The organism is Pseudomonas sp. EU05-FHT14B02, assembly GCF_058791055.1.
Genome location: NZ_JBYTDD010000020.1, coordinates 25689 through 40372 on the forward strand (window position 1 = coordinate 25689; position 14684 = coordinate 40372).

Annotated in this window: 14 protein-coding genes; 9 read left to right on the plus strand and 5 right to left on the minus strand. The window is 59.9% G+C overall.

Translation table 11 applies throughout. The features are described from left to right. Positions 1-16 precede the first annotated feature (16 nt). Positions 17-589: a transporter substrate-binding domain-containing protein gene (locus AC3WTM_RS18605; protein ID WP_102670581.1), complete on the minus strand. Its 573-nt coding sequence runs from the start codon at positions 587-589 to the stop codon at positions 17-19. A gap of 135 nt (positions 590-724) precedes the next feature. On the opposite strand from AC3WTM_RS18605, the gene AC3WTM_RS18610 reads away from it, so the two are divergent. After that, positions 725-1150 carry a DUF4399 domain-containing protein gene (locus AC3WTM_RS18610; protein WP_102670582.1) on the plus strand — a complete coding sequence of 142 codons (426 nt, stop codon included), beginning with the start codon at positions 725-727 and terminating at the stop codon, positions 1148-1150. Positions 1151-1275: 125 nt separating this feature from the next. Here the strand turns inward: AC3WTM_RS18610 and serA are convergent, their stop codons facing one another. Further along, positions 1276-2505: a phosphoglycerate dehydrogenase gene (serA, locus tag AC3WTM_RS18615; protein ID WP_007976393.1), complete on the minus strand. Its 1230-nt coding sequence runs from the start codon at positions 2503-2505 to the stop codon at positions 1276-1278. A 204-nt stretch (positions 2506-2709) separates the two neighbouring features. On the opposite strand from serA, the gene AC3WTM_RS18620 reads away from it, so the two are divergent. The 4 genes from AC3WTM_RS18620 to AC3WTM_RS18635 all read left to right on the plus strand — a co-directional run bounded on the left by AC3WTM_RS18620 (position 2710) and on the right by AC3WTM_RS18635 (position 7016). After that, positions 2710-4104: an FAD-binding oxidoreductase gene (locus tag AC3WTM_RS18620; protein WP_032829505.1), complete on the plus strand. Its 1395-nt coding sequence runs from the start codon at positions 2710-2712 to the stop codon at positions 4102-4104. Positions 4105-4142: 38 nt separating this feature from the next. Continuing rightward, entirely contained in the window at positions 4143-4808 is a 666-nt protein-coding gene (locus AC3WTM_RS18625; RefSeq protein ID WP_056726437.1) for a fumarylacetoacetate hydrolase family protein, read from the plus strand. A gap of 256 nt (positions 4809-5064) precedes the next feature. Continuing rightward, the gene (locus AC3WTM_RS18630) at positions 5065-5991 is read left to right on the plus strand and encodes an SdiA-regulated domain-containing protein (RefSeq protein ID WP_090452005.1); all 927 of its coding nucleotides are present in this window, start codon (positions 5065-5067) and stop codon (positions 5989-5991) included. Positions 5992-6098: 107 nt separating this feature from the next. Then, positions 6099-7016 carry an SdiA-regulated domain-containing protein gene (locus AC3WTM_RS18635; RefSeq protein ID WP_057712866.1) on the plus strand — a complete coding sequence of 306 codons (918 nt, stop codon included), beginning with the start codon at positions 6099-6101 and terminating at the stop codon, positions 7014-7016. Positions 7017-7099: 83 nt separating this feature from the next. Here AC3WTM_RS18635 and rpiA read toward each other — a convergent pair whose 3' ends face one another. Beyond that, positions 7100-7774: a ribose-5-phosphate isomerase RpiA gene (gene rpiA / locus AC3WTM_RS18640; RefSeq protein WP_102670583.1), complete on the minus strand. Its 675-nt coding sequence runs from the start codon at positions 7772-7774 to the stop codon at positions 7100-7102. A gap of 275 nt (positions 7775-8049) precedes the next feature. Here rpiA and ilvA point away from each other — a divergent pair, with 275 nt between their 5' ends. Both ilvA and AC3WTM_RS18650 read left to right on the plus strand, forming a co-directional pair. Continuing rightward, positions 8050-9564 (plus strand): threonine ammonia-lyase, biosynthetic, encoded by a 1515-nt coding sequence (gene ilvA / locus AC3WTM_RS18645; RefSeq protein WP_057712867.1) that lies wholly within the window; start codon positions 8050-8052, stop codon positions 9562-9564. A 40-nt stretch (positions 9565-9604) separates the two neighbouring features. Beyond that, the gene (locus tag AC3WTM_RS18650; protein WP_102670584.1) at positions 9605-10030 is read left to right on the plus strand and encodes a DUF2269 domain-containing protein; all 426 of its coding nucleotides are present in this window, start codon (positions 9605-9607) and stop codon (positions 10028-10030) included. A gap of 119 nt (positions 10031-10149) precedes the next feature. On the opposite strand, the gene AC3WTM_RS18655 is transcribed toward AC3WTM_RS18650, so the two are convergent. Further along, complete coding sequence (locus AC3WTM_RS18655; RefSeq protein ID WP_102670585.1) at positions 10150-10806, minus strand: histidinol-phosphatase; 657 nt, start codon at positions 10804-10806, stop codon at positions 10150-10152. A 143-nt stretch (positions 10807-10949) separates the two neighbouring features. On the opposite strand from AC3WTM_RS18655, the gene AC3WTM_RS18660 reads away from it, so the two are divergent. Beyond that, entirely contained in the window at positions 10950-11429 is a 480-nt protein-coding gene (locus AC3WTM_RS18660) for an RNA pyrophosphohydrolase (RefSeq protein WP_003229203.1), read from the plus strand. 22 nt (positions 11430-11451) lie between these two features. Then, positions 11452-13731, plus strand: coding sequence for a phosphoenolpyruvate--protein phosphotransferase (ptsP, locus tag AC3WTM_RS18665; protein WP_057712870.1), 2280 nt, complete (start codon positions 11452-11454; stop codon positions 13729-13731). Between the two features lie 114 nt (positions 13732-13845). On the opposite strand, the gene AC3WTM_RS18670 is transcribed toward ptsP, so the two are convergent. Beyond that, complete coding sequence (locus AC3WTM_RS18670) at positions 13846-14592, minus strand: NRDE family protein (RefSeq protein ID WP_102670586.1); 747 nt, start codon at positions 14590-14592, stop codon at positions 13846-13848. Positions 14593-14684: the final 92 nt, after the last annotated feature.

Consider the following 14684-nt stretch of genomic DNA (forward strand, 5'->3'; position numbering starts at 1 on the left):
GACCCTGTGGGAGATTCTATGGTTGAGGGGAAGCCCCCAACCACTTCTGCTCCAGCACTTGCAGGCGCCCATCATCCTTGATCCGCCGCAATGCGTTTTCCAGGCTGGCATGGAACGCCGGATTACCCTTCTGAAACGGAATCGCCAGGCTCACGGCCGGGTTGGCTTTGGGTTTCTCTTCCGTCAGCGACTGCACCAGCAGAATCGAGCGCGGCTCTTCTTTCTGCGCGATCAATTGCGCATTGGTTTGAATGTAAGGTTCGCTGAAGTCGAAACGATCCTTGAGATCCGGGGTCACTGCTATGTGGTTGATAGCGATGTCGTATTTGCCGCTTTCGACGCCGGTCAGCAGATCGCTGCCGTCGGTGACGACGAAGTCGGCCCGGACATCGAGTTCACCTGCGAGCAGTTGGCCCAACTCGATTTCGAAGCCGGTGAGCTTGTCGTCATCCTTGAAATTAAAAGGGGGGGTGTTGGCTTCAACGGCAATGCGCAATTCGCCCCGGTCGTTGATGTCATCAATCAGTTCGGCATGAGCCAAAGGGCTCAGAAGGGGTAGCAGGCAGATCAGGCCAGGCAGAAAGCGCATGGTCACTCCTTTGAATTTATTATCGCGACCCTCTGATTCAGGCTCGCTTTGCTATGGTTGTCGAGTGCCTTCGACAACGAATGGCCATGAAGTTGTCATGGTCACGCGAATTTTACGGAAAAACTGGAGAAGAGAATGAAAACCTTTATGTCACGTGCTGCTTTGGCTGGCCTGTTGATGGGTGTTTCGGTGCTGGCCAGTGCTGCAACGCCGGCTCCGAAAGGCGCCGAAGTATCCATCGTGTCTCCCAAGGATGGCGCGACGATTCCACAGACGGTCATCGTCAAGTTCGCTGTCGAGAACGTTGCCCTGGCACCGGCGGGCAATACCACCAAGAACACCGGTCATCACCACTTGCTGATCGACGTCGATGAACTGCCAGCCGCCGGTGCGCCGATTCCCAAAGATGCCAACCACCAGCATTTCGGCAACGCGCAGACCCAGGCTGAAGTAACGCTCACGCCGGGCAAACACACCTTGCAGCTTGAACTGGGCGATAGCAACCACATGCCGTTCGATCCACCGATCGTTTCCGAGAAGATCACCGTCAATGTGAAATAAAAAAGGGAGCCCCTTCGGAGGGGCTCCCTTTTTTACAGTTGCAAGCAAGCTTCAAGCTATAAGCTTCAAGTCAAAGCAAGAGCGAACTCAACTTGCCGCTTGAAGCTTGCCGCTTGTAGCTGCTTTTAGAACAACACACGGCTACGGATGGTGCCCTTGACGTGTTGCAGCTTCTCTTGCGCCAGGTCCGAGTACTCTGCGTCGACGTCGATCACCACGTAGCCAACCTTCTCGTTGGTCTGCAGGAACTGACCGGAGATGTTGATGCCGTTTTCGGCGAAGACTTTGTTGATCTCGCTGAGCACGCCCGGAATGTTTTCGTGGATGTGCAGCAAGCGGTGCTTGCCAGGGTGAGCCGGCAGGGCCACTTCCGGGAAGTTCACGGACGATACCGAAGTACCGTTGTCGCTGTACTTGACCAGTTTTTCCGCCACTTCCAGGCCGATGTTGGCTTGGGCTTCAGCGGTGGAACCACCGATGTGCGGGGTCAGGATCACGTTGTCCAGGCCACGCAGCGGGCTTTCGAACTCTTCATCGTTGGAGCGTGGCTCTACCGGGAATACGTCGATGGCCGCGCCGATCAGGTGCTTGTCCTTGATGGCAGCCGCCAGGTGGTCCAGTTCGACCACGGTGCCGCGGGCGGCGTTGATCAGGATGCCGCCTTTCTTGATGGCGCGGATTTCCTTCTCGCCCATCATCCACTGGGTGGCGGCGGTTTCCGGTACGTGCAGCGAAACGATGTCGGACATCGCCAGCAGCTCGTGCAGGTTGCCTACCTGAGTGGCGTTACCCAGTGGCAGCTTGGTGATGGTGTCGTAGAAGTACACCTGCATGCCCAAGCCTTCCGCCAGGACCGACAGTTGAGTACCGATCGAGCCGTAACCGACGATACCCAGCTTCTTGCCGCGGATCTCGAAAGAGTTGGCTGCGCTCTTGATCCAGCCGCCACGGTGGCAGGAAGCGTTCTTCTCAGGGATGCCGCGCAGCAGCAGGATCGCTTCGGCCAGCACCAGCTCCGCTACGGAACGGGTGTTGGAGTACGGTGCGTTGAACACCGCGATGCCGCGTTCGCGGGCCGCGTCCAGGTCGACCTGGTTGGTGCCGATGCAGAAACACCCTACAGCCACGAGCTTCTTCGCGTGATCGAAGATCTCTTCGGTCAGTTGAGTGCGGGAGCGAATGCCGATGAAGTGAGCATCGGCGATCTTTTCCTTGAGCTGGGCTTCCGGCAGAGAACCAGTGAGGTACTCGATGCTGGTGTAGCCCGCCGCCTTGAGGACGTCGACAGCCGATTGGTGGACGCCTTCGAGAAGAAGGAACTTGATCTTGCTCTTATCGAGAGAAGTCTTGCTCATCTGCGTAAACCTGTATCCCGGAGAAAAATGGCAGGAAATGGTCAACAGATGCTGACCCGGACGGCAACTAAACCGTCACCGCAGAACAGCCCTTGGGCACTATCCTGCGGGGTCGTTATGCTAGCATATGCACCCCGCTAAACACTCATTCCTGCGACGTGAAGCGTTCTCAGGATGACCATGAATTGTTCGAGAGTTCTGTCGATGACCAATCCTGCCCTGATTGAAGAGCTGAAGACCCTGGTTGAGCCTGGCAAGGTGCTGACCGATGCCGACTCCCTGAATGCTTACGGAAAGGATTGGACCAAGCATTTCGCCCCGGCCCCGACCGCCATCGTGTTCCCAAAGACCACCGAGCAGGTCCAGGCCATTGTCCTGTGGGCCAACAAACACAAGGTGGCGCTGGTGCCATCCGGCGGTCGTACCGGGCTGTCCGCCGCTGCCGTGGCGGCCAACGGCGAAGTGGTCGTGTCGTTCGACTACATGAACCAGATCCTCGACGTGAACCTCACTGACCGCACGGCCGTTTGCCAGCCGGGCGTGGTCACCGAGCACCTGCAGAACGTGGCCGAAGAAAACGGCCTGTACTACCCGGTGGACTTCGCTTCGGCAGGTTCGAGCCAGATTGGCGGCAATATCGGCACCAATGCCGGCGGGATCAAGGTGATCCGCTACGGCATGACCCGTAACTGGGTTGCCGGCATGAAAGTCGTCACCGGCAAGGGCGACGTGCTGGAACTGAACCGCGACCTGATCAAGAACGCCACCGGCTACGACATGCGTCAGCTGTTCATCGGCGCCGAAGGCACCCTCGGGTTCGTGGTCGAAGCGACCATGCGCCTGGACCGCGCGCCGAAAAACCTCACTGCGATGGTCCTCGGCACCGCCGATTTCGACTCGATCATGCCGGTGCTGCACGCGTTCCAGAGCAAGCTCGACCTGACCGCCTTCGAATTCTTCTCCGACAAAGCCCTGGCCAAAGTCATGGCCCGTGGCGATGTGCCGGCGCCGTTCGAATCCGACTGCCCGTTCTATGCGCTGCTGGAATTCGAAGCGACCACCGAAGAAGTGGCCAACCACGCCCTGGAAACCTTCGAGCACTGCGTCGAGCAGGGCTGGGTACTGGACGGCGTGATGAGCCAGAGCGAAACACAGTTGCAGAACCTGTGGAAGCTGCGCGAATACATCTCCGAAACCATTTCCCACTGGACGCCGTACAAGAACGACATTTCGGTCACCGTATCGAAAGTTCCGGCATTCCTGAAGGAAATCGACGCGATCGTCGGTGAACACTACCCGGACTTCGAAATCGTCTGGTTCGGCCACATCGGCGACGGCAACCTGCACTTGAACATCCTCAAGCCGGATAACCTGAGCAAGGATGAGTTCTTCGCCAAGTGCGCCACCGTCAACAAGTGGGTGTTCGAAACCGTCGAGAAGTACAACGGTTCGATCTCCGCCGAGCACGGCGTGGGCATGACCAAGCGTGACTACCTGACCTACAGCCGCTCGCCGGTCGAGATCGAGTACATGAAAGCGGTCAAGGCGGTGTTCGACCCGAACGGCATCATGAACCCGGGCAAGATTTTCGCTGTTTGATTTTCGAACTTTAAGAGCCAACGAAGCAGGAGTCGGTAATGAGCTATCAGCACCAGTATGTCGACGGTACGCGCATTCACTTCCCGTTGGGGAAAGTGGTGTGCATCGGCCGTAACTACGCCGAACACGCCAAGGAACTGGACAATCCGGTGCCGACCGAGCCACTGTTGTTCATCAAACCCGGCAGTTGCGTTGTGCCGCTGGAAGGTGGTTTCAGCATTCCGACCGAACGCGGTTCGGTGCATTACGAAGCGGAAATCGCGGTATTGATCGGCAAGCCGTTGTCGACCAAGCCGAGCCGCGAAGAAGTGCTCGACGCCATCTCTGGTTTCGCTCCAGCCCTGGACCTGACCCTGCGCGACAAGCAGGCCGAGCTGAAATCCAAGGGCCTGCCTTGGGAAATCGCCAAGTCCTTCGACGGCGCGGCAGTGCTTGCTCCGTTCGTGTCCGGCAGCACGTTTGCCGACCTGACCGACATCGGTATCCGCCTGACCATCAACGGTGAAGTGCGCCAGGACGGCAACAGCAGCGCGATGCTCAACCCGATCGTGCCGATGATCCAACACATGGCCGGCTGCTTCTCGTTGCAGGCCGGGGACGTGATCCTCACCGGCACGCCAGTGGGCGTTGGCCCGCTGAATGTCGGTGACGAGATCGTTCTGGAATTGCCGGGCGCCAGCAGTTTCACCAGCAGCGTTCGCTAGTCCAGGCACCGCCAAACCCTGTGGGAGCGGGCTTGCTCGCGAAGAGGGCGTGACAGTCGACTAAGTGTTGCCTGGCACACCGCTTTCGCGAGCAAGCCCGCTCCCACATTGGTTTTGTGGTGGCCTATAAATGACTCGCCCTGTCATTTCCCGTTTTTTTCACATCCTGTCTGGATAATTTCAGGGCTTTCGGCCTCTGAGCCGGCCCCAAACTGTGCTATTACCCCTAGCCTGAATTTCTGGAACGCATTCCCCGATGGCCACTTCTCCGCTTTCCACGCTTGAACCTGTCCGCCGCTCGCGCTTCGCCCTGCGTTGGCACACCTGGCTGCTGCTGGTGGCTGTTGTCGCCTATGGCGTTGCATTCGCCATGCACTGGGATTCGCGGGGCGTGCTCTGGGTGAAGGAACAATTCAAGAGCCCGGCCGAGCGTCAAGCGAGCATCTGGCTGCCGGACTATCGTGCGGTGATCGATGCCAAGCCGTTGCCGGGCATGGAGAAGGATGAAGCATCGGACATGGTCTACGACCCTCAGACCAAGACTCTGTTTTCGGTCATGGGCAAGAACCCGTTCCTGGTCGAATTGAACCTGCAGGGCGATGTGCTGCGCAAAATGCCGCTGGTGGGCTGGAGCAACCCTGAGGGCGTCACCGTGCTGGGCGACGGCCGGCTGGCCATTGTCGATGAGCGCGAGCATCTGATCTCTATCGTCAAGGTCGATGCCGATACCCGCGAATTGAATATGGCCGATTTCCCGAAATACGACCTCGGGCCTTCCAGCGACCAGAACAAGGCGTTCGAGGGTGTCACCTGGGACCCGAGCAATCAGCAACTGCTGCTGGGCGAAGAGCGCCCGCCGGCATTGTTTGCCTGGAAAGGTGACGGTAAGGTCCTGACCGGCGACAAGCTGAAGCTGGCCAGCCATGCGCTGGACATGCGCAACCTGTCTGCCTTGGCCGTCGACCCGCGGACTGGCCACATGCTGGTGTTGTCCGCCGACTCGCACCTGTTGCTGGAGCTGGACAAGAAGGGTGAGCAGGTCAGTTTCATCACGCTGCTGCGTGGCTTCAATGGCCTGAAAAATACCATTCCCCGTGCCGAAGGCGTGACCATGGATGAAGCGGGCACGCTGTACATGGTGAGTGAGCCGAACCTGTTTTATCGCTTCGAAAAACAGAAGTAACAAACGCCTGCGCTGATTGCCTGTACGTAAAAGGCCAGCGGCCATTAAGCTTCAGTTCAGACGGGCGTGATATTTCATCCGCCTGTTTTGACCCCGAGCCCACCCGAATGCGTCGATTTGCCCGCCCCAAATCCCTGATCCTGATCCTGTCGGTGATCTTGCTGATCGCATTGATCGCGATCGCCCAGTACATGCGCCTGTTCGAGCGTACCTGGTTCAATCTGCATACGCTGTGGCAGCCGGTGAGTTCCCGGTCCATGGGCCTGGACCAATACCAGGTCGTGACCGAGGCGCAGGTGATCGATGGCCTGGCCGACAACGTTTCAGCGCTGACTTACGACCCGGTACGCAAAAGCCTGTTCACCGTCACCAACAAACGAAGCGAGCTGATCGAGTTGTCCCTCGACGGCAGGATCTTGCGTCGTGTGGCGCTGGTCGGTTTCGGCGATCCGGAGGCGGTGGAGTTCATCAGCGAAGACATCTACGTGGTCACTGACGAAAGTCAGCAGCGGCTGATCAAGATTCGTCTGGAGCAGGACACCACCTTCGTTGATGCGGCAGATGCCGAGCAGATGACCATTGGCGTTCACATGGGCGGCAACAAGGGCTTCGAGGGCCTGGCTTACGATTCAGTGGGCAAGCGCCTGTTCGTCGCCAAGGAGCGCAACCCGATGCTGATCTACGAGGTGCACGGTTTTCCGCGCTTCAATCCTGAAGAATCCTACTCGGTGCACGTGATAAACGACCCCAAGCGTGATGCCGGGATGTTCGTGCGGGATCTGTCGAGCCTGCAATACGATGAGCGCAGCGGGCATTTGCTGGCGCTGTCGGATGAGTCGCGATTGATTCTGGAGCTGGATGTGGATGGGCGGCCGCTGAGCACTATGTCATTGAGCAAGGGACGCCATGGCCTGCAAAAAACCGTGCCGCAAGCGGAGGGGATCGCCGTGGACGACGACGGTACGCTGTATATCGTCAGCGAGCCGAACCTGTTCTACGTGTTCAAGAAACCCACGCAACTCTAATCAAAACCACAAAACACTGTGGGAGCGAGCTTGCTTGCTCCCACAGGTTTTTCATCTGCCCACAAAAATGTGGGCGGTCTTGGTTACTCAGCGCGCAGGGTCTTCACGCCTTCGCTGGTCCCCAGTAACAACAGATCCGCCGGACGTGCCGCGAACAAGCCGTTGGTGACCACGCCGACGATCGCATTGATCTGCGTCTCCAGTGCCACCGGATTGGTGATCTGCATGTTGAACACGTCGAGGATGATGTTGCCGTTGTCGGTCAGCACGCCTTCGCGGTAAACCGGGTCGCCGCCGAGCTTCACCAGCTCGCGGGCCACGTGGCTGCGGGCCATCGGGATCACTTCCACCGGCAGCGGGAAAGTACCGAGGACCGGCACCAGTTTGCTGGCGTCGGCGATGCAGATGAAGGTCTTGGCCACGGCCGCGACAATCTTCTCGCGGGTCAGGGCAGCGCCGCCGCCCTTGATCAGGTTCAGGTGCTCGTCGCTTTCATCGGCGCCGTCGACGTAGAACTCCAGATCGCTGACGGTGTTCAGTTCGTACACCGGAATCCCGTGGCCCTTGAGGCGCGCGGCGGTGGCTTCAGAACTGGCGACGGCGCCGTCGAATGCGCCCTTGTGCTTGGCCAGTGCGTCGATGAAGCAGTTGGCGGTGGAGCCGGTGCCGACCCCGACGATGCTCTTGTCGTCGAGTTTCGGAAGGATGAAGTCGACGGCGGCCTGAGCCACTGCCTGTTTGAGTTGATCCTGGTTCATGCGGGCTCCGGGGTGCCTGGGAGGGGACGAAAGGCCGGCATTATAGGCTTCGGGGCGGGGAAGGTCATTGCCCGATTGGCAGATCAGGTGCGTTCCCGATTCCTGTAGGAGCGAGCTCGCTCGCGATGGACGTGAATGATAACGCGTAAAACCAGGTACCCCGCGGCGCCTTTGGGTTTCTCGCGAGCAAGCTCACTCCTACAACAGGTGGTCGTACGGACAAAAGCCGGGTTAGACTCCGTGGTCCTGCCCAACCCGCTCAGTGATGCTTTCCGATGCTTGAACAGTACGTCAAAAAGATCCTCACCTCGCGCGTTTATGACGTTGCCGTAGAAACTCCGTTGCAGTCTGCCCGCCAGCTCTCCGAGCGGCTGGGCAACAGCATTTGGCTCAAGCGCGAAGACTTGCAGCCGGTGTTCTCGTTCAAGATTCGCGGCGCCTACAACAAGCTGACCCAGTTGAGCGACGAAGAGCGCGCTCGCGGCGTGGTCACCGCGTCGGCGGGTAACCATGCCCAGGGTCTGGCCCTGGCGGCGAAAGTGTTGGGCGTGAAAGCGACCATCGTCATGCCCAAGACCACCCCGGAGATCAAGGTCGAAGGCGTGCGCTCCCGTGGCGGCAAAGTGGTGCTGCACGGCGACTCGTTCCCGGAAGCCCTGGCCTACTCGCTGAAACTGGTCGACGAAAAAGGCTACGTCTACATTCACCCGTACGACGATCCTCACACCATTGCCGGGCAGGGCACCGTGGCGATGGAGATTCTGCGCCAGCACCCGCAGCCATTGGATGCGATTTTCGTCCCGGTGGGCGGCGGCGGCCTGATCGCCGGCATCGCGGCGTACGTGAAGTACCTGCGCCCGGATATCAAGATCATCGGCGTCGAGCCGGATGACTCCAATTGCCTGCAAGCGGCCATGGCGGCCGGTGAGCGCGTGGTACTGCCGACCGTAGGCCTCTTCGCCGACGGTGTTGCGGTGGCCCAGATCGGTCAGCACACCTTTGACATCTGCAAAGACCATGTCGACGAAGTGATCACCGTCAGCACCGATGAAATTTGCGCCGCCATCAAGGATATCTACGACGATACCCGCTCGATCACCGAACCTGCCGGCGCCTTGGGCGTGGCCGGGATCAAGAAGTATGTCGAGCAACGCGGCGTCAGCGGCCAGACCTTCGTGGCCATCGACTCCGGGGCCAACGTCAACTTCGATCGCCTGCGCCACGTCGCCGAGCGTGCGGAGCTGGGCGAGGGCCGCGAAGCGATCATCGCCGTGACCATTCCCGAGAAACCGGGCAGCTTCAAGGCGTTCTGCGAGGCCATAGGCAAGCGCCAGATCACCGAATTCAACTACCGCTACAACACCGGCAGCGAAGCGCACATCTTTGTCGGCGTGCAGACCCACCCGGAAAACGACCCGCGCAGCGCGCTGATCGCCAGCCTGAGCGAGCAGGGTTTCCCGGTGCTGGATCTGACCGACAACGAACTGGCCAAGCTGCACATCCGCCACATGGTCGGCGGGCGTGCGGCGCATGTGGTCGACGAAGTGATTCTGCGTTTCGAATTCCCGGAGCGTCCGGGTGCGCTGTTCAACTTCCTCAACAAGCTGGGCGGGCGTTGGAACATCTCAATGTTCCACTACCGCAACCATGGCGCGGCGGATGGCCGGGTCGTCGCAGGACTGCAGGTGCCCCACGACGAGCGCCACCTGGTGCCGGCGGCGCTGGAAGAAATCGGTTACCCGTACTGGGACGAAAGTGACAACCCGGCCTATCAGCTGTTTCTTGGCTGAACGGCTACGCTGACGGGCAAGGCAATAAGGAAATCTGACAATGGAAACGTTAACTGCTCTGAAAGCGGCGCACATGGTGGCGACAGTTGTACTGCTGGCTTGTGCGCTGGGGCTGGGAGTCTGGGTTTTGCTGGCGCGGCGCAAGGGTGACGCGACGGCGAGTAGTCGCACCTTGCAGCGGCCAAGGGTGTTTGTCTGGCTGCTGATGGGCCTGGCGCTGCTGAGCATGCCGTTTACGGGCTGGTGGATGGTGCATCTGGTGGGCTGGCCGTTGGGGCAGGTCTGGTTGCTGGCCTCCAGCGTGTTGTACACCGTGGCGGCACTGGCGTGGTTCTGGCTGCTGGTGCGGCTCAACAAACTGCGCAAGACACCGGGTGGCGTGGGGAAATTCACCTTTGCCTTGGCGTTGTTCAGTTTTGTCTGCTTTGTCGCCATTGCCGGGTTGATGGGTGCCAAGCCTGTGTAGGAGCAGCCGGTCGACGCTCGATTGCTCGCGGAAAACTCAAGATCGCCGCGGGGCATCAGGTGCCCCGCGTTATCGTTAACGACCATCGCGAGCAAGCTCGCTCCTACAGTAAGGGGGCATCAGCCACGCAGGCTGATCACCGGCCAGCCACGCTTCTCGGCCTCGGCCCGCAGGTTCGGATCCGGATCAACCGCTACCGGATGGGTCACCTGCTCCAGCAACGGAAAATCATTCATCGAGTCGCTATAGAAGTAGCTGCCTTCCAGCGTAAACCCGGTTTCCTCCAGCCAGCGATTGAGCCTTGTCACCTTGCCTTCACGGAAGCACGGCACATCGGTGCTGCGTCCGGTGTAGCGGCCATCGAGCATTTCGCACTCGGTAGCGATCAGGGTTTCGACGCCCAGACGCTCGGCAATGGGACCTGTGACGAAGCGGTTGGTCGCCGTGATGATCACCAGTTTGTCGCCGGCATCGCGGTGCGTCTTCAGCAGTTCAAGTCCCTTGGGCAGCACGATCGGTTCGATGCAGTCGCGCATGTAATCGCTGTGCCACTGATCCAGCGTGGCCATTTCGGTGCGACCAAGTACTTCCAGACAGAAGTTCAGGTAAGCCGCGTTATCCAGTTTGCCGGCCAGGTAATCCTGGTAGAACGCATCGTTGCGAGTCTTGTAGGCGACGGCGTCGAGAAAGCCACGCTCGCACAGGTAATCGCCCCAAGCGTGATCGCTGTCACCGCCCAGAAGGGTGTTGTCCAAATCGAATAAAGCCAGGCGCATTGCAGTTACCCGCTGAAAAGTCAGTAAAAAGGCGACAAGAATACGGTCTTTTCACAAGAGTGCACATAAGGTAGGAACCTTCGTTGCCGCCTTCACAACCTTTGTGGAACAATGCGGCGACATGCGTTTGCGAGGTTGTTGCCGTGATCGACCCCGATGGTTTTCGCCCCAATGTCGGGATCATTCTGACGAATGACGCCGGCCAGGTGCTATGGGCTCGCCGAATCAATCAAGATGCCTGGCAGTTTCCGCAGGGGGGAATCAACCCCGAAGAGACGCCAGAAGACGCCTTGTACCGCGAGCTGAACGAAGAAGTGGGCCTTGAGCGCGAAGATGTTGAAATTCTCGCCTGCACCCGGGGCTGGTTGCGCTATCGTTTGCCGCAACGTCTGGTACGTACCCACAGCCAACCGCTGTGCATCGGCCAGAAACAGAAATGGTTTCTCCTGCGCCTGATCTCCAACGAGCAGCGGGTGCGGATGGATTTGACCGGTAAACCGGAATTCGATGGCTGGCGCTGGGTCAGCTATTGGTATCCGTTGGGCCAGGTGGTGACATTCAAGCGCGAGGTGTATCGACGCGCTCTCAAAGAGCTTGCCCCGCGCCTTTTAGCGCGCGACTGACGACGGAGTTCGACCCCGAGCCATGCTCAATACGCTGCGCAAGATCGTCCAGGAAGTTAACTCCGCCAAGGATCTCAAGGCGGCGTTGGGGATTATTGTGTTGCGCGTCAAAGAGGCCATGGGCAGCCAGGTCTGCTCGGTCTACCTGCTTGATCCGGAGACCAACCGGTTCGTACTGATGGCCACCGAGGGCTTGAACAAGCGCTCGATCGGCAAGGTCAGCATGGCCCCCAACGAAGGTCTGGTGGGTCTGGTCGGCACGCGTGAAGAACCCCTGAACCTCGAAAACGCCGCGGACCACCCGCGCTATCGCTACTTCGCCGAAACCGGTGAAGAGCGTTTCGCTTCGTTCCTCGGGGCGCCGATCATCCACCACCGTCGCGTCGTCGGCGTGTTGGTCATCCAGCAAAAAGAGCGTCGCCAGTTCGATGAAGGGGAAGAAGCCTTCCTCGTGACCATGAGCGCACAGTTGGCCGGCGTTATCGCCCATGCCGAGGCCACAGGTTCCATCCGTGGCCTGGGTCGTCAGGGCAAGGGCATCCAGGAAGCCAAGTTCGTCGGCGTACCGGGCTCGCCGGGTGCTGCGGTCGGTACTGCGGTGGTCATGCTGCCGCCCGCTGACCTGGATGTGGTGCCGGACAAGACCATCACCGACATCGACGCTGAGCTGGGGCTTTTCAAGACCGCCATCGAGGGCGTGCGCGCCGACATGCGCACCTTGTCCGCCAAGCTTGCCACGCAGTTGCGCCCTGAAGAGCGGGCCTTGTTCGACGTCTACCTGATGATGCTCGACGATGCTGCGCTGGGCAGCGAAGTGACCACCGTGATCAAGACCGGCCAGTGGGCTCAGGGCGCGTTGCGCCAGGTGGTCACCGATCACGTCAACCGTTTCGAATTGATGGACGACGCTTACCTGCGCGAGCGTGCATCCGACGTCAAGGATCTCGGCCGTCGCTTGCTGGCTTATTTGCAGGAAGAGCGTCAGCAAACCCTGGTCTACCCCGACAACACCATTTTGGTCAGCGAAGAACTGACTCCAGCGATGCTCGGTGAGGTGCCGGAAGGCAAGCTGGCCGGCCTGGTGTCGGTACTCGGTTCCGGTAACTCCCACGTCGCGATCCTGGCCCGCGCCATGGGCATCCCGACCGTGATGGGCCTGGTCGACCTGCCGTACTCCAAGGTCGACGGCATCCAGATGATCGTCGACGGCTACCACGGCGAGGTCTACACCAACCCGAGTGAAGTGCTGCGCAAGCAGTTCGCCGAGGTGGTCGAGGAAGAGAAACAACTGGCCCTGGGGCTGGATGCGCTGCGCGATCTGCCGTGCGTGACGGTCGATGGCCACCGCATGCCGCTGTGGGTCAACACCGGCCTGCTGGCGGATGTGGCGCGTGCGCAGAAGCGTGGTGCCGAAGGCGTGGGCCTGTACCGCACTGAAGTGCCGTTCATGATCAACCAGCGTTTCCCGAGCGAAAAGGAACAACTGGCGATCTACCGCGAGCAACTGTCTGCGTTCCACCCGCAACCCGTCACCATGCGCACCCTGGACATCGGCGGCGACAAGTCACTGTCGTACTTCCCGATCAAGGAAGATAACCCGTTCCTCGGCTGGCGCGGCATTCGCGTCACCCTCGACCACCCGGAAATCTTCCTGGTGCAGACCCGTGCCATGCTCAAGGCCAGCGAAGGCCTGAACAACCTGCGGATTCTGCTGCCGATGATCTCCGGCACCCATGAACTGGAAGAAGCGCTGCACCTGATCCACCGCGCCTGGGGCGAAGTACGCGACGAAGGCTGCGACGTGCCGATGCCGCCGATTGGCGTGATGATCGAGATTCCGGCGGCGGTGTACCAGACCAAAGAACTGGCGCGGCAAGTGGATTTCCTGTCGGTCGGTTCCAACGACCTGACCCAGTACCTGCTGGCCGTGGACCGCAACAACCCGCGGGTGGCCGACCTTTACGATTACCTGCACCCAGCAGTGCTTCAGGCGCTGCAGAACGTGGTGCGTGATGCCCACGCCGAAGGCAAGCCAGTGAGTATCTGCGGTGAAATGGCCGGTGATCCGGCGGCGGCGGTGCTGTTGATGGCGATGGGGTTCGACAGCCTGTCGATGAACGCCACCAACTTGCCGAAAGTGAAGTGGATGCTGCGCCAGATCAACCTGAGCAAGGCCAGGGAATTGCTGGCTGAGCTAATGACCATCGATAACCCGCAAGTGATTCACAGCTCGTTGCAGCTGGCGCTGAAGAACCTCGGCTTGGCGCGGATGATCAATCCGGCAGCAATCAAGCCCCTCTAAAACGCTGATGGCCCCATCGCGAGCAAGCTCGCTCCCACACTGGATCTGTGAACGCCGCAAATCCCCTTTGGGAGCGAGCTTGCTCGCGATGAGGCCTGTGCTGGCAACACAAGACTAAAGCTTGATCTCCACTTCCCCAAGATGCCCGCCATACGGCCCGAAACTCCTTTCGACCATATGCATTGCCCCATCCGCCTGCACAATCAACGCCGTACTCGCCCGCGTTCCATAACTCTGGCTGGCAATGAACACGCTCGACAACAACGTTTCGGTGACCAGCCCCACTCCGGTATCCGGCAACTCGACAAACGGCGCGGTCTGCGCATCGCTCAGTAACGCCAACAGCGCCTGAGGTTGCGGGTCATCCAGCGCCTCGCTCAATGCAGCCTTGGCCTTGAGCAGCTTCGGCCACGGCGTATCCAGCCCGGCGTTCGACACGCCGTAGACTCCCGGTTGCAGCATTACGGCCTCCGTCTCCCGGGCGTTGAAGTGCCAGAGCTCGTTCCTGTTGGCAACCAGTAGATTGAAACCGCCATATTCAGGCGAACGTCTGACAACGTCGGCCAAATAGTCATCAATCGAGCAATCGCCCTCGAGGAATCGCGCGACCAGCTCCCCACGAGACTTGCGTCCCGGCGGTCGATGGGGATCGCGGATGTTGGTCAGCGCCGCAAATCGTCCGTTGGCACCGACACCGAGCCAGGTGCCACCGGCCTCGAGGTCGCGCCCGGCATGCACATGAGGCGCTTCGGGCCACGGCGCCAGGGGCAGGCTGGGGCGGGCGTAGAACTCATCGCGGTTGGCCGCCACGACCAGCGGCTGGGCATGACCCGGTCGCCAGGCAAAAACAATCAGGCACATCAGGCTGTCCTTGTGTGTTTTTTGCTCACTCTACGCAGACATCGCTCATCGATCCATCGCCTTGCGCAGTGGAGCTTGAGGCCATGCATCCG

Excerpts from the sequence above, each read along its gene's own strand:
- AC3WTM_RS18605 (WP_102670581.1), bottom strand. The coding sequence starts at position 589 with ATGCGCTTTCTGCCTGGCCTGATCTGCCTGCTACCCCTTCTGAGCCCT.
- AC3WTM_RS18610 (WP_102670582.1), top strand. The coding sequence starts at position 725 with ATGAAAACCTTTATGTCACGTGCTGCTTTGGCTGGCCTGTTGATGGGT.
- serA (WP_007976393.1), bottom strand. The coding sequence starts at position 2,505 with ATGAGCAAGACTTCTCTCGATAAGAGCAAGATCAAGTTCCTTCTTCTC.
- AC3WTM_RS18620 (WP_032829505.1), top strand. The coding sequence starts at position 2,710 with ATGACCAATCCTGCCCTGATTGAAGAGCTGAAGACCCTGGTTGAGCCT.
- AC3WTM_RS18625 (WP_056726437.1), top strand. The coding sequence starts at position 4,143 with ATGAGCTATCAGCACCAGTATGTCGACGGTACGCGCATTCACTTCCCG.
- AC3WTM_RS18630 (WP_090452005.1), top strand. The coding sequence starts at position 5,065 with ATGGCCACTTCTCCGCTTTCCACGCTTGAACCTGTCCGCCGCTCGCGC.
- AC3WTM_RS18635 (WP_057712866.1), top strand. The coding sequence starts at position 6,099 with ATGCGTCGATTTGCCCGCCCCAAATCCCTGATCCTGATCCTGTCGGTG.
- rpiA (WP_102670583.1), bottom strand. The coding sequence starts at position 7,774 with ATGAACCAGGATCAACTCAAACAGGCAGTGGCTCAGGCCGCCGTCGAC.
- ilvA (WP_057712867.1), top strand. The coding sequence starts at position 8,050 with ATGCTTGAACAGTACGTCAAAAAGATCCTCACCTCGCGCGTTTATGAC.
- AC3WTM_RS18650 (WP_102670584.1), top strand. The coding sequence starts at position 9,605 with ATGGAAACGTTAACTGCTCTGAAAGCGGCGCACATGGTGGCGACAGTT.
- AC3WTM_RS18655 (WP_102670585.1), bottom strand. The coding sequence starts at position 10,806 with ATGCGCCTGGCTTTATTCGATTTGGACAACACCCTTCTGGGCGGTGAC.
- ptsP (WP_057712870.1), top strand. The coding sequence starts at position 11,452 with ATGCTCAATACGCTGCGCAAGATCGTCCAGGAAGTTAACTCCGCCAAG.
- AC3WTM_RS18670 (WP_102670586.1), bottom strand. The coding sequence starts at position 14,592 with ATGTGCCTGATTGTTTTTGCCTGGCGACCGGGTCATGCCCAGCCGCTG.